The organism is Streptomyces hyderabadensis (assembly GCF_020404845.1).
Classification (GTDB): Bacteria; Actinomycetota; Actinomycetes; order Streptomycetales; family Streptomycetaceae; genus Streptomyces; species Streptomyces hyderabadensis.
Genome location: NZ_JAIOJZ010000008.1, coordinates 77896 through 89516, shown reverse-complemented (window position 1 = coordinate 89516; position 11621 = coordinate 77896). Strand labels below are relative to the sequence as shown.

Genomic DNA, 11621 nt, shown 5'->3' with positions numbered 1-11621 from the left:
CCTCTGAGGCAAGGAATTTGCCCTGCGGGCAAGAGTCGGGCTCAATGGAGGCATGAGCCCCTCCGAGACCGGCCCCGCCGAAGGGCCGGTCGCCGCCGTCGCACCCCAGCTGCGCGAGCTGCGGCGGCGGGCCGCCCTCACCCTGGAGGCCGCGGCCCGCGCCGCGGGGCTGTCGCCCGCCCACCTGTCCCGCCTGGAGACCGGGCAGCGTCAGCCATCGCTGCCGATGCTGCTCTCCCTCGCCCGCGTCTACGGTACGACCGTCGCCGAGCTGCTGGGGGAGACGGCCGCCGACCGGGACGCCGTCGTGCGCGCCGCCGACATGGAACCCACGAGCGCGGGCGGCTGGACGTACTACCGGGCCGGAGCGCCCGGCCGCGGCATGCACGCCCTGCGCGTCCTGGTGCCGTACGGCTCCCAGGGCGACGTCGTGCGGGTGCACCCCGGTGAGGAGTGGCTGCACGTCCTGCGGGGCCGGCTGCGCCTGCGCCTCGGGGACACCGAGCACCGGCTCGCCGCGGGGGACGGCGCCCACTTCGACTCCATGACCCCGCACCGGATCGCCGCCCAGGACCCCGACGGGGTCGAGCTGCTCTTCGTCCACACCCTGCTGCAGAGCCCGACGGCCGGGCTCTGCCTCGGCCCGACCCCTGGAGAGACGCCATGAGCACCATCGAGGACAAGTTCCCGCGCGCCCTGTGGGTGCGACTGCTCATCTACATCGTCCTGGGGCACGTCTTCGGCGGCTTCCTCTACCTGCTGTTCGAGGTGGGCGCCAAATAGCACCGGCCGCGGGCGGACGCCCCGGCTCAGTCCAGCATCCGCTCGCGCAGCCGCTCCCGGGTCCCGGGAGTCAGCCGCAGGCCCTTCTCCAGGTAGGCGTCGACGCCGCCCCACGTCTGCTCCATGGTCTCGAAGGCCGCCGCCAGGTACTCGGCGCGCGCGTCGAACAGGGGGCTGAGCAGCTCCATGACCTCGGGGGAGTAGGCCGAGGCCGCGGAGCCGCTGCGGCGCACCTTGTAGCGGCGGTGGGTGGCGTTCGACTTCAGGTAGTCCGCGACGACGGCCTCGCGCTCGACGCCCAGGGCGAGCAGGGTGACGGCGACGGACAGCCCCGCACGGTCCTTTCCGGCGGCGCAGTGCATCAGCGCGGGGACGCTGTCCTCGGCGAGCGCGTGCAGGATCCGGGAGTGCTCCGCCGTGCGCTCCGTGACGATCGAGCGGTAGGAGGCGATCATCCGGTCGGCGGCCTTGCCGCCGGCGAGGATCTGGCGCAGCTGGTCGAGGTCGCCGTCGCGGACCATCTTCCAGAACTCGGCGCCGTCGGCCGGATCGCTCAGCGGCAGGTTCACATTGCGCACGCCCGGCAGCTCGACGTCGGGGCCCTCCAGCTTCTGGTCGGCCGCGTTGCGGAAGTCGAAGATCGTGTGCAGGCCCAGCGAGGCCAGGAACGCGGCGTCCTCGCCGGTGGCGTGCGCGAGGTGCCCGCTGCGGAACAGCACCCCCGGCCGGACCCGCCTGCCGTCCACGGTCGGCAGCCCGCCCACGTCCCGGAAGTTGCGCACACCGGTCAGCTCGGGTTCGGTCGACGGGACCTGCTGCGTCACGGGGACTCCTCCCACTCCGCCCGCCGCCGCTGCTCGCCGGCGGGTGCCACTCGACGATACGGCATGACCGGTGCGCGAAAGCCGTTCCGAGCGGGCAATGCGAACCGATAAGGGCGTTCTGTCCGAATTGATGCCTTAGTGATAACTGGCCCTGAAATGGCGGAGGGTGGGTGAGGGGTGCGTGAGCAGCGTCATATCCGTGACCGAGCGTTGCCCGTCATGTTCACGTAATTCAGGCGGTTCTCAAGGGAATTCAAGGAAAAGGGTGCGACGGAAATCGACGCAGGGTTACCGGCTCTTCCCGCAAAGGATCAATCAAAACACCCGGCGCCGGAACCTCCCGCTTGTCCCTGTGCGTCTTGGTCCCTTACGTTCACCACCGATCCGGACGGACGCCTAATCCTGCCGCCGACCGGAGCCCGCACTCATCCACCACCCGTACCCGGCAGGAGCGGGGGACCCACAGGTAGAACTGCCTGTTCCGGTTCCCGGAACGGCTTGGGGTAAAGCCGCGTTTCGGCGCGGCCGGGCATCTCCAGCCCGCACCCGACAGCTCACCTCGCAGGCGCCGGAGAGGAATTCGCCATGCCCGCCAAGGGTAAGCACCGCCGTACCAGGGCCATGCGCCTGACCCGCACCATCGCCGTCGCCGGAACCGGTGGCGCCGCGCTCGCGCTCCCGCTGATGGGTGCCGCCTCGGCCAATGCCGCGCCCGCCCACTCCGTTTCCGAGCAGGCCGTGCAGTCCATTCCGACGTCGGCCAAGAAGGCCGCCGCGAACGGCTCCGACAAGAACTCGGATTCCCGCACGTACACCGTGAAGAGCGGTGACTACCTTTCGAAGATCGCCGACGAGCAGCACGTCGACGGCGGCTGGAAGAAGCTCTACGCGGACAACCGCGAGGCCGTCGGTTCCGACCCGTCGCTGATCCACCCCGGCCTGGAACTCTCGATCGCCGGCCAGGCCGCCAAGTCCTCGGCGCCGTCCTCCGCGCAGGCGCAGAAGCCCGCCGAGAAGACCGCCGAGAAGCCCGCCGCCGAGAAGCCGGCCCAGAAGTCGACGGACGCCGCGAAGACCTCCGACTCGCAGGCCTCGAACACGGCCGCCCAGTCCGCGGGCACCACCAGCGGCTACACCGCCCCCGTCGCGGGCGGCACCGTCGGCACCCCGTACCACCAGTCCGGCAGCATGTGGTCCAGCGGCTACCACACCGGCACCGACTTCGTCGTCCCGACCGGCACCTCGCTGAAGGCCGTCGGCGCGGGCACCGTCGTCTCCGCCGGCTGGGGCGGCGCGTACGGCAACCAGGTCGTCATCAAGCTCGACGAGGGCCACTACGCCCAGTACGCCCACCTCTCCTCGCTCTCCGTCTCCGCCGGGCAGACCGTGACGGCGGGTCAGCAGGTCGGCCTCTCGGGTGCCACCGGCAACGTGACCGGCCCGCACCTGCACTTCGAGATCCGCACCACGCCGGACTACGGCTCGGACATCGACCCGCTCGCGTTCCTGCGCTCGCACGGCGTCTCCGTCTGACGACCGGATCCGCGCAGCTCCCGCGCCCCGAAGGCCGGACCCCGATCCCCGGGTCCGGCCTTCGGCGTGCGTGGCCACCGGTGCCTCAGGCCCGCGCCGTATTCCGGAATTGACGAACACTTTAGGCGTGGCCTTTCTCACCGCCCGTCAACCCCTTCCTACGGTCGCGTAGGTCACATTCCAAGGTGAATCATGGGCCGATGTGGCAGACGATTCGAAGAGTGACAGCAGAGCAGTGATCGGGTCGTACGTGGCGGTGGGGGACAGCTTCACCGAGGGCGTCGGCGACCCCGGCCCCGACGGGGCGTTCGTCGGCTGGGCCGACCGTCTCGCCGTACTGCTCGCGGACCGGCGCCCCGAGGGCGACTTCACGTACACGAACCTCGCCGTGCGCGGCAGGCTCCTCGACCAGATCGTGGCGGAACAGGTGCCGAGGGTCGTCGCCCTCGCGCCGGACCTGGTCTCGTTCGCGGCGGGCGGCAACGACATCATCCGGCCGGGCACCGACCCCGACGAGGTCGCCGAGCGGTTCGAACTGGCCGTGGCCGCACTGACCGCCGCGGCCGGCACCGTCCTGGTGACCACCGGGTTCGACACCCGCGGGGTGCCCGTCCTCAAGCATCTGCGGGGCAAGATCGCCACTTACAACGGGCACGTCCGCGCGATCGCCGACCGCTACGGCTGCCCCGTGCTCGACCTCTGGTCGCTCCGCAGCGTCCAGGACCGCAGGGCGTGGGACGCCGACCGGCTGCACCTGTCGCCGGAGGGCCACACCCGCGTGGCGCTGCGCGCCGGACAGGCCCTCGGGCTGCACGTCCCGGCCGACCCGGACCAGCCCTGGCCGCCCCAGCCGCCGCGCGGCACGCTGGACGTCCGGCGCGACGACGTGCACTGGGCGCGCGAGTACCTGGTGCCGTGGATCGGGCGCCGGCTGCGCGGCGAGTCGTCGGGCGACCACGTGACGGCCAAGGGAACGCTGTCGCCGGACGACATCAAGACGCGGATCGCAGCGGTGGCCTGACGCCGGCGGGCGAACGCCCCCCCACGCACGCGGCACGACGCGTCCACCCCGAAGGCCCTGGCCGTCCCGGACGTCGGCTTGTGACGTCCCGGCTGACGGCCCTGGCCGTTCCGGCCGACGGCCTGCGGAGTGCGGGGTGATGGGGTGTGGTGTCTCGGGCTAGCGTCGGGTGGGGGTCAGGGCCGAGCGCTCCAGGCCCAGTTCCCGGGCCAGCGCCTCGTCCACCCACTCCTGGGCCCGGACCCGCGACACCGTGCCCGTGTACGACGTGAGCTGCACCGCCAGCCCGTCCAGCAGCGCAGTCAGCCGCAGGGCGGCGGCGTCGGGGTCGGGGCAGGAGAACTCACCGGCGGCCGTGCCCTCGGCGATGACCTCGGCGATCGCCGCCTTCCACTGGCGGTCCAGCTCGCGCGTGACCTCCCGCAGCGCGGGCTCGCGCGGCGCCGCCGCCCAGCCCTCGATCCACAGCCGCCAGCCCTTGGCCTGACCGGTCGGCGCGTACCACCGCACGGCCGCCCGCAGCCGGCGCAGTGCCGTCGTACGCCGGGCGAGCAGCCCGTGCAGATGGGCGAGGTCGGCCTCGGCGGCGTGCGTGAACGCGGCGGCGACCAGCCGTTCCTTCGTGGAGAAGTGATACAGCACCAGGGCGTTGCTGACCCCCAGCGCCGCGGCCACGTCGGCGATCCGCAGCGCCGCCACGCCCCGCGCCGATATCTGCTCGACGGCCGCGCGCAGCAGCTCCTCGCGCCGCTCCGCCACGCCCAACCGGACTCTCCCCACCCCGTCACCCTATACAGGCGCCCGTACGGTTCGCCGTGGACCGGGAACACGGATGTGGCACCCGTCGTTCGAGGTGACGTAGAACGAGACCCAGACGCAGACGCACACGCACACGCACACGACGAGAGCCTGAACCGCTCCACCTGGAGGTACCGTGGCCGCTTTCCGTATCCCGAGTCCCGGGTTCAGCGTGCCGCGGCCCGCGGCCTTCGGCGCGGACCCCGGTGGCGCCCGCATGGCACGCATCCGCAGATCGCCGAACTTCCGCGACGGCGTCTTCCAGAACCCCGGCGGCACCGCCCGCACCCGGCCCTCGGGTTCGGCGACCGAGTTCGCCAAGATCTACTTCGACAGGGAGGCGCGGGCCCTGCGGGCCCCGAAGGGCCCGATCCCGGTGCACGCCACCACCCTCGCCGACCTCGCCCGGCCGCCCGCCACCGGCCTCCGGCTGACCTGGACGGGCCACTCCAGCGTGCTCGCCGAGATCGACGGGCAGCGCGTGCTCTTCGACCCGGTGTGGGGCGAGCGCTGCTCCCCGTTCGCCTTCGCCGGGCCCAGGCGTCTGCACCCGGTCCCGCTGCCGCTCGCCGCCCTCGGCCCCGTCGACGTCGTCGTCATCTCCCACGACCACTACGACCACCTGGACATGCCGACCATCAAGGCGCTGGCCGGCACGGACACCGTGTTCGCGGTGCCCCTCGGCGTCGGTGCCCACCTCGAACACTGGGGCGTGCCCGCCGGCCGGCTGCGCGAGCTGGACTGGCACGAGTCGACCCGCGTCGGCGGCCTCACCCTCACCGCCACCCCGGCCCGGCACTTCTGCGGGCGCGGGCTGCGCAACACCCAGCACACCCTCTGGGCGTCCTGGGTCGTCGCCGGGGAGGAGCACCGCGTCTACCACAGCGGGGACACCGGTTACTTCGACGGCTTCCGGGAGATCGGCGTCGCGCACGGCCCGTTCGACGCCACGATGATCCAGCTCGGGGCCTACGCCGAGTTCTGGCCGGACATCCACATGACCCCCGAGGAGGGTCTCCGCGCGCACCTCGACCTCCAGGGCGGCGGTGCGCACGGCACGCTGCTGCCGATCCACTGGGGGACCTTCAACCTGGCGCCGCACGCGTGGGCGGAGCCGGGGGAGTGGACGAAGGATGCGGCTGAGGAGGCGGGCCAGGCGGTGGCGTTCCCGCGGCCGGGCGAGCCGTTCGAGCCGGCCGGGAAGCTGCCGGTGGAGGCGTGGTGGCGGGCGGTGTCGGGCCCGATCGCGCACCCCTGGCGCCGCCCCCGGATCGCTGAAGGCGTGGCCGGGACGAGCAAGGGCGATCTCGACCTCGCGGGGGAGAGGTGAGGCCGTCGGGGACAGGATGGGGGGGCTGGTTGGAGAGGCGGCGCTGAAACGCTCACTGGCGATCGACTTCCGGCACCGGACACTAGAATCCCGCCATGGCGGAGCCCGTGAGTCCACAACAGGACGGTGTCGGCAGCGTGTTCACCGCCCGGCAGGGACGGCGACGACCGTACATACGCGGGCGCCGGCGGTTCGTCATCGGCACGGGAGCCGCTCTGGCCGCGGTCGCCACGACGCTCGTCCTCCAGCCCGAGCCCGGTGATCACGCGCCGACCGTGGTCTGCTCCGACAACGACAACACCAGCCTGACCGCCGACGTGGACGCGGACGGGCGGCTGGACGAAATACACGACCCCGGCCGCTCAGGAGAGGGTTCCGTCCTCTTCAGCCGGGCCGACGACCGTGTCGAGGTCGGTGTCGGGGAGGCTCTCGGCGTCTGGCAGAAGGCCCGTGGCCTGCTGACGTCGGACCTGGAGACCAGGGGCACGTTCGGCGACTTCGACGGCGACGGCTATCTCGATCTGGCGTTGTTCCGCAGCCAGGAGGACATCGGGGACAGCCCCCGCTCCAACCTGCTGGTGCATGAGGTGCGCTACGGACCGCTTGCCCGGGACCTGAGCGGCAGCCGGAGCGGCACCGTCCGCGCTCAGGCCTCGTTCTTCGTCGCCGCGGTGCGTGCGACCGACGAGGACCGGGACGGGCGCGCCGAGCTGCACGTGTTCCAGTCGGCCGGAGACGGAGCATACGTGGAGTACATCGGCCGTCAGGAGGACGGCAGCGTGACCCTGAGCGAGGCCGGCACGGGCTACTACGGCTACGGTGACTGGGACGAACTCCAGCCGGGGTGGAGCGACTTCGGCACCTGCGTGTACACCAGCCCGGAGGGCACGCCGTCGGTCCGGAGAGAGCCTTCGGATGTCATACCCGCACCAGGAGTGAGGCGAGGGTGACGGGTGCGGCGACGACGGCAAGTTCGACTCGTCCTCGGGTCACTGCCCGGCCCGGGTGGCGTCGTTGGCCTGAACCGCCTGCAGGGTGTTGAGCTTGTGCTGGCGGGCGGCAACCTCGATCGCGTCGAAGGAGGCGGGCGCACCGAGCAGGTCCAGGAGCGCCTCGTGCTCGACGACGGATGCGCGGGCACGGCCGGGGACGGAGGAGAACGCCGCCTTGCGGATCATGTCGAGGCGGCTCCACTCCAGCTTGATCAGGTTGTAGAGGTGCGCATCACCGCAGCGCTCGTAGAAGATGAAGTGGAACTCGCGGTTGAGCGCCGTGAAGCCGACCGGATCGAAGTCGTCCAGCGACTTGGTCATCTGCTGGTTGAGGTGCCGGGCCTGGTCGAGGTCGCCGCTGGTCAGCCTGGGCAGTGCGGCTGCCGTGGCGTAACCCTCGAGCCTCGCCAGCACCTGCATCGTCTGCCCGTAGCTCGCCGTGTCGAAGATGGCCACGCGGGCGCCGACGTTGGGCACCATCTCCAGCCAGCCCTCTGCCTCCAGGCGGCGGATCGCCTCCCGCCACGGGATGGAGCTCATGCCCGTCTCACGCGCGAGCTGGTCGATGACCAGCCGGTAGCCGGGGCCGTAGGTGCCGTCCGAGATCCGCTGCTTGAGCAGTTCGTAGGCGGTCTCCATCTTGGTCGTCCTGCGGGACGTGGTCACCTGTCTCCTCCGGTGTGGCGTGGGTCGATGGCTCCATGATGCCGACTCGCCGCACGGACGGGCAGGCGCAGCGTGCGACGGCGCCCGACTGAGGCGTAGACGGTTCCATGTGGAAAATCATATGTGATCGTGTTAGGTTCTGGCCTCATACCCTCGCAGACGACTGACGGGCGATCGCGCCCCAGTCCCATATATGGAATCGTATATTTTAAGGAGGGTCGGATGATCGACAGAAGTACGGTGCAGGCCCTGGAGAGCGTTTCGACCGCCACGTTGTCGGCTCAGTTGCGCAACCGTGGCATCGAGAACGCCTTCCTGGAGCACCTGACCGTGGGGCAGCCCGGCAAGCGCATGGTGGGTGAGGCCCGCACCCTGCGGTACACCGCGTTGCGGGAGGACGTGTTCGCCGTCCGCGGTGGCGGGATGAACGAGCAGAAAAGGGTGGTGGACACCATCCGCCCCGGCGAGGTGCTCGTCATCGAAGCCCGTGGCGACCTGGGCGCCGGCACCATCGGCGACATCCTCGCCCTGCGGCTGATGCGCCGCGGCGGGGTCGGTGTGGTCACCGACGGCGGAGCGCGGGACACACCGGCGCTGCGCGAACTGGGTCTCCCCCTGTACTTCGGCGCCCCGCACGCCGCGGTGCTCGGTCGACGGCACGTGCCGATGGACTCGGACCTGCCCATCACCTGCGGCGGTGTGCTGGTGATGCCCGGCGACGTGCTGTGCGGCGATGCCGAGGGTGTCGTGGTCCTCCCGGCCGCGATCGCCGCGGACGTCGCGCGTGCGGCCGTGGTCCAGGAGCGCGAGGAGCGCTACATCACCGAACAGGTGGCGAAGGGCGAGTCGTTGGACGGGCTCTACCCCATGGGGGAGGCCCACAGGAAGCAGTTTGAGCTCTGGTCGGAGGATGGGGCAGATGAGGTTTCGTAGCGATCCGTCGGCACTGCGTGGCTCGCTGGCGGCGGTGCTCACACCGTTCACGGAGGACGGCGAGCTGGACATCGAAGGGCTAACCGAACTCGCCCGCTGGCAGCGCGACGCGGGGGCGGACGGGCTGTCCATCGGCGGCTCCACCGGAGAGCCGAGCAGCCAGACGGCGCAGGAGCGCGTCAGCGCCATGCGGGCGGTGGCGCAGGTGGCCGGCGACCAGGTGCCTTTCGTCCCGGCGACGGGCTCGACCAAGCTGGACGAGACGATGGAGCTGACCGCGGCCGCGCGTGACCTCGGCGCGGACGCGGCCCTCGTCATCACTCCGTACTACTCCAAGCCCACGCAGGAGGGGCTCGTCGAGTGGTATGCCACCGTCGCCCGCGAGTTCCCCGACCTCCCGCTCATCGTGTACAACGTGCCGACGCGCACCGCGATCGACATCGCGCCGGAGACGGCGCTGGAACTGCGCCGCCGGTGCGACAACATCGTGGGCATCAAGGAGACGACCAAGGACTTCGAGCACTTCTCCCGGGTGCTGCACCGCTGCGGTCGCGATTTCCTGGTCTGGTCGGGCATCGAGCTGCTGGCCCTGCCCCTGCTGGCGCTCGGCGGGGCCGGGTTCATCAGCGCGCTGAGCAACCTGGCCCCCCGCTCCCTCGCGGACATGTACCGGCACTGGCAGCGCGGCGAGCTCGAAGAGGCCGCGCGGGTGCACTACCGGCTGCACCCGCTGGTCGACCTGCTGTTCGTGGAGACCAATCCCGCCCCGGCGAAGTGGGCGCTCCAGCGCGCCGGACGCCTGGCTTCGGCGAAGGTGCGCCCGCCCCTGGTGGGCCCCGGGCCGTCGGCCCAGCAGCGCATCCTGGAGCTGCTGGACGAGGCCAAGGACGTCGTCGAGCACGAGCAGCTCGCCGCGGCCTGACCGGCGCGGCGCCGTCGGCCTCCGGCGATCGGCACGGGCCGCGGCGCCGGCACTGTTCGGTTCCGCGCCGTGATGTACCCGCCCGCACCGTCCGCGGTGTTCCGCCCTTGAGAAGGAGTCCGAGATGCCTCGCCGAACCAGCATCTACGTCCAGGAGTTCGCGCACGCCAACCCCGTTCCGGCCGCGTGCAGGATCGACAACGTCGTCCACTCCGGTGCGATCGTCGGGACCGACCGGGTCAACGGCGTCCCCCGCACGCTCGACGAACAGTGCGCCGTGATGTTCCAGCGGATGCGCGACATCGTCGCGGCCGCGGGCGGTGAACTCTCCGATGTCGTGAAGGTGACGCTGTGGATGGCCGATCGACGTGACCGAAGCGCGGTGAACCGGGAGTGGACGGCCATGTTCCCCGACCCGGCCGACCGGCCCGCACGCCACGTCGTACAGATCGAACTCGACGAGGCGACACTGATCCAGTGCGACTTCGTCGCCGTGCTGCCCCGCTGAGCGAGTGCTCCGGCAGCCCGACCGGTGACGGCGCGCTCGCATCCGGCGGCGCCCGTGGCGGGTGCCGGGGGTCAGGAGTCCGTTCTGCCGGCCCGTGGACACATGGATGACATGCGCATGTCCGCGGGCCGGCAGGTGTCTTTCCGGGTGCTGTCGTGGCCGCGGGGCGGACTCGCGGACGAAGCGCGGACCGGCCGGTCGCCTGAGGGCGGCCGGCCGGAAACGGGGGCGCGGGATCTGTGTCAGCGGCGGGTGAGTGCCGGGTACAGCCGCAGCGCGGTGTTCCTGAAGATGTCCTCCCGCTCCCGCGGCGTCAGCGCGCCGAGGACGTCGGTCGCGAGGGTGATCAGCTCCGGGAGGGGCTGTTCCGCGGCCGGGCAGTTGGAGCCCCAGGCGATCCGCTGGGCGGAGAAGGCGTCGAGAACGGGGGAGACGAACTCCGCCGCCCGGTCGCCGATGTCGCGGAGCCCTTCCAGGGTCCGGTGGGTCAGCTTGAGGTGCAGGCCCGGATGGGCGGCGAGCGGGGTGAGCTGCGCCGCGGCGGCCGCCGGTGACGTCCGCACGTCCGGGTAGCCGCAGTGGTCGAGCAGGACCTGCGCGTCGGGGTGGCGGTGCAGCAGACGGTCCAGTGCCGCGGCCGTATCGGCTCCGAGCCGCAGCTGGAGGCATACGGGCAGGCGCGTGGCGGCGGCCGCGGTCCAGAAGGCGTCGGCCGCCTCGTCCGCGAACCACATGCCCTGTTCGGAAGTCGGGCTGCCGTCGGTGGTGAACAGCCGGACGCCGGAGAGACCGGCGTCGACCGCGCTCCTGAGCCGCTCGGCGGCGTCCTCCTGCGTGGCGTCGAACGTGCCGACCGCGACGAACCGGCCGGGCCGGAGCTTCACGGTGTCGAGCACGTAGCTGTTGTCGTAGCCGTAAGCCGTCGTCGCCTGGACCAGAGTGGCCTGGCCGACACCGGCCTCGTCCATCCGCTCGACCAGTTCCTCGGCGGTCAGCGGCCGTCCGTGCGTCCATGCCGACTGCTTGCCGCCGATCGGCGCCTGCTTGCCCCCCAGAGGCTTGCGCGGGTAGCGCTCGGTGTCCGCGGAAATGATGTGGCAGTGGGTGTCGACGATCTCCATGGTTGCTTCCTTCTGCCGTGGGCGGGCCGGACGGGGGCCGCCGCACTCCGGACGGGGACCGGCTGAGGCCGCGCCCACGTCGTCGTGCCGGCTGTCGCCCGGGCCTGTCGTGTCGTTCGGGCGTCCGCTGTCCCGCGGTGCTCGGTCCACCGTGCGCCGGTGGAGGCCGCCGGAGAATGCGTCAGTCGGG

Annotated in this window: 13 protein-coding genes and 1 riboswitch; of the genes, 9 read left to right on the top strand and 4 right to left on the bottom strand. The window is 71.6% G+C overall.

Annotated features, from left to right (window positions below):
- Positions 1 to 52: 52 nt before the first annotated feature.
- On the top strand, positions 53 to 667 hold the full coding sequence (locus K7854_RS09040) for a helix-turn-helix domain-containing protein (protein WP_226025864.1): 615 nt from the start codon (positions 53 to 55) through the stop codon (positions 665 to 667).
- A complete protein-coding gene (locus tag K7854_RS09035) occupies positions 664 to 783 on the top strand; it encodes a DUF6126 family protein (protein ID WP_226025863.1) in 120 nt (39 codons plus the stop codon). The genes K7854_RS09040 and K7854_RS09035 overlap by 4 nt, the downstream gene beginning before the upstream one ends.
- A 26-nt stretch (positions 784 to 809) precedes the next feature.
- Here K7854_RS09035 and K7854_RS09030 read toward each other — a convergent pair whose 3' ends face one another.
- Positions 810 to 1607 (bottom strand): tyrosine-protein phosphatase, encoded by a 798-nt coding sequence (locus K7854_RS09030; RefSeq protein ID WP_226025862.1) that lies wholly within the window; start codon positions 1605 to 1607, stop codon positions 810 to 812.
- Positions 1608 to 2030: 423 nt separating this feature from the next.
- Positions 2031 to 2190, top strand: a riboswitch (cyclic di-AMP (ydaO/yuaA leader).
- A gap of 2 nt (positions 2191 to 2192) precedes the next feature.
- Between K7854_RS09030 and K7854_RS09025 the strand changes: the two genes are divergently transcribed.
- On the top strand, positions 2193 to 3140 hold the full coding sequence (locus K7854_RS09025) for a M23 family metallopeptidase (protein ID WP_226025861.1): 948 nt from the start codon (positions 2193 to 2195) through the stop codon (positions 3138 to 3140).
- Between the two features lie 235 nt (positions 3141 to 3375).
- Positions 3376 to 4161 (top strand): SGNH/GDSL hydrolase family protein, encoded by a 786-nt coding sequence (locus tag K7854_RS09020; protein ID WP_226025940.1) that lies wholly within the window; start codon positions 3376 to 3378, stop codon positions 4159 to 4161.
- 159 nt (positions 4162 to 4320) lie between these two features.
- On the opposite strand, the gene K7854_RS09015 is transcribed toward K7854_RS09020, so the two are convergent.
- The gene (locus tag K7854_RS09015) at positions 4321 to 4941 is read right to left on the bottom strand and encodes a TetR/AcrR family transcriptional regulator (RefSeq protein WP_226025860.1); all 621 of its coding nucleotides are present in this window, start codon (positions 4939 to 4941) and stop codon (positions 4321 to 4323) included.
- A 154-nt stretch (positions 4942 to 5095) separates the two neighbouring features.
- Here K7854_RS09015 and K7854_RS09010 point away from each other — a divergent pair, with 154 nt between their 5' ends.
- Positions 5096 to 6289: an MBL fold metallo-hydrolase gene (locus tag K7854_RS09010; protein ID WP_226025859.1), complete on the top strand. Its 1194-nt coding sequence runs from the start codon at positions 5096 to 5098 to the stop codon at positions 6287 to 6289.
- 95 nt (positions 6290 to 6384) lie between these two features.
- Positions 6385 to 7239: an FG-GAP repeat domain-containing protein gene (locus tag K7854_RS09005; protein WP_226025858.1), complete on the top strand. Its 855-nt coding sequence runs from the start codon at positions 6385 to 6387 to the stop codon at positions 7237 to 7239.
- A gap of 39 nt (positions 7240 to 7278) precedes the next feature.
- Here K7854_RS09005 and K7854_RS09000 read toward each other — a convergent pair whose 3' ends face one another.
- Positions 7279 to 7947 (bottom strand): GntR family transcriptional regulator, encoded by a 669-nt coding sequence (locus K7854_RS09000; RefSeq protein WP_226025857.1) that lies wholly within the window; start codon positions 7945 to 7947, stop codon positions 7279 to 7281.
- Positions 7948 to 8169: 222 nt separating this feature from the next.
- Here K7854_RS09000 and K7854_RS08995 point away from each other — a divergent pair, with 222 nt between their 5' ends.
- The 3 genes from K7854_RS08995 to K7854_RS08985 all read left to right on the top strand — a co-directional run bounded on the left by K7854_RS08995 (position 8170) and on the right by K7854_RS08985 (position 10310).
- The gene (locus K7854_RS08995) at positions 8170 to 8880 is read left to right on the top strand and encodes an RraA family protein (protein ID WP_226025856.1); all 711 of its coding nucleotides are present in this window, start codon (positions 8170 to 8172) and stop codon (positions 8878 to 8880) included.
- Positions 8867 to 9802 (top strand): 4-hydroxy-tetrahydrodipicolinate synthase, encoded by a 936-nt coding sequence (dapA, locus tag K7854_RS08990; protein WP_226025855.1) that lies wholly within the window; start codon positions 8867 to 8869, stop codon positions 9800 to 9802. Before K7854_RS08995 ends, dapA begins: the two co-directional genes overlap by 14 nt.
- A 124-nt stretch (positions 9803 to 9926) precedes the next feature.
- Positions 9927 to 10310, top strand: a complete 384-nt coding sequence (locus K7854_RS08985) for a RidA family protein (protein WP_226025854.1) — start codon at positions 9927 to 9929, stop codon at positions 10308 to 10310.
- Positions 10311 to 10552: 242 nt separating this feature from the next.
- On the opposite strand, the gene K7854_RS08980 is transcribed toward K7854_RS08985, so the two are convergent.
- The gene (locus K7854_RS08980; RefSeq protein ID WP_226025853.1) at positions 10553 to 11431 is read right to left on the bottom strand and encodes an amidohydrolase family protein; all 879 of its coding nucleotides are present in this window, start codon (positions 11429 to 11431) and stop codon (positions 10553 to 10555) included.
- Positions 11432 to 11621: the final 190 nt, after the last annotated feature.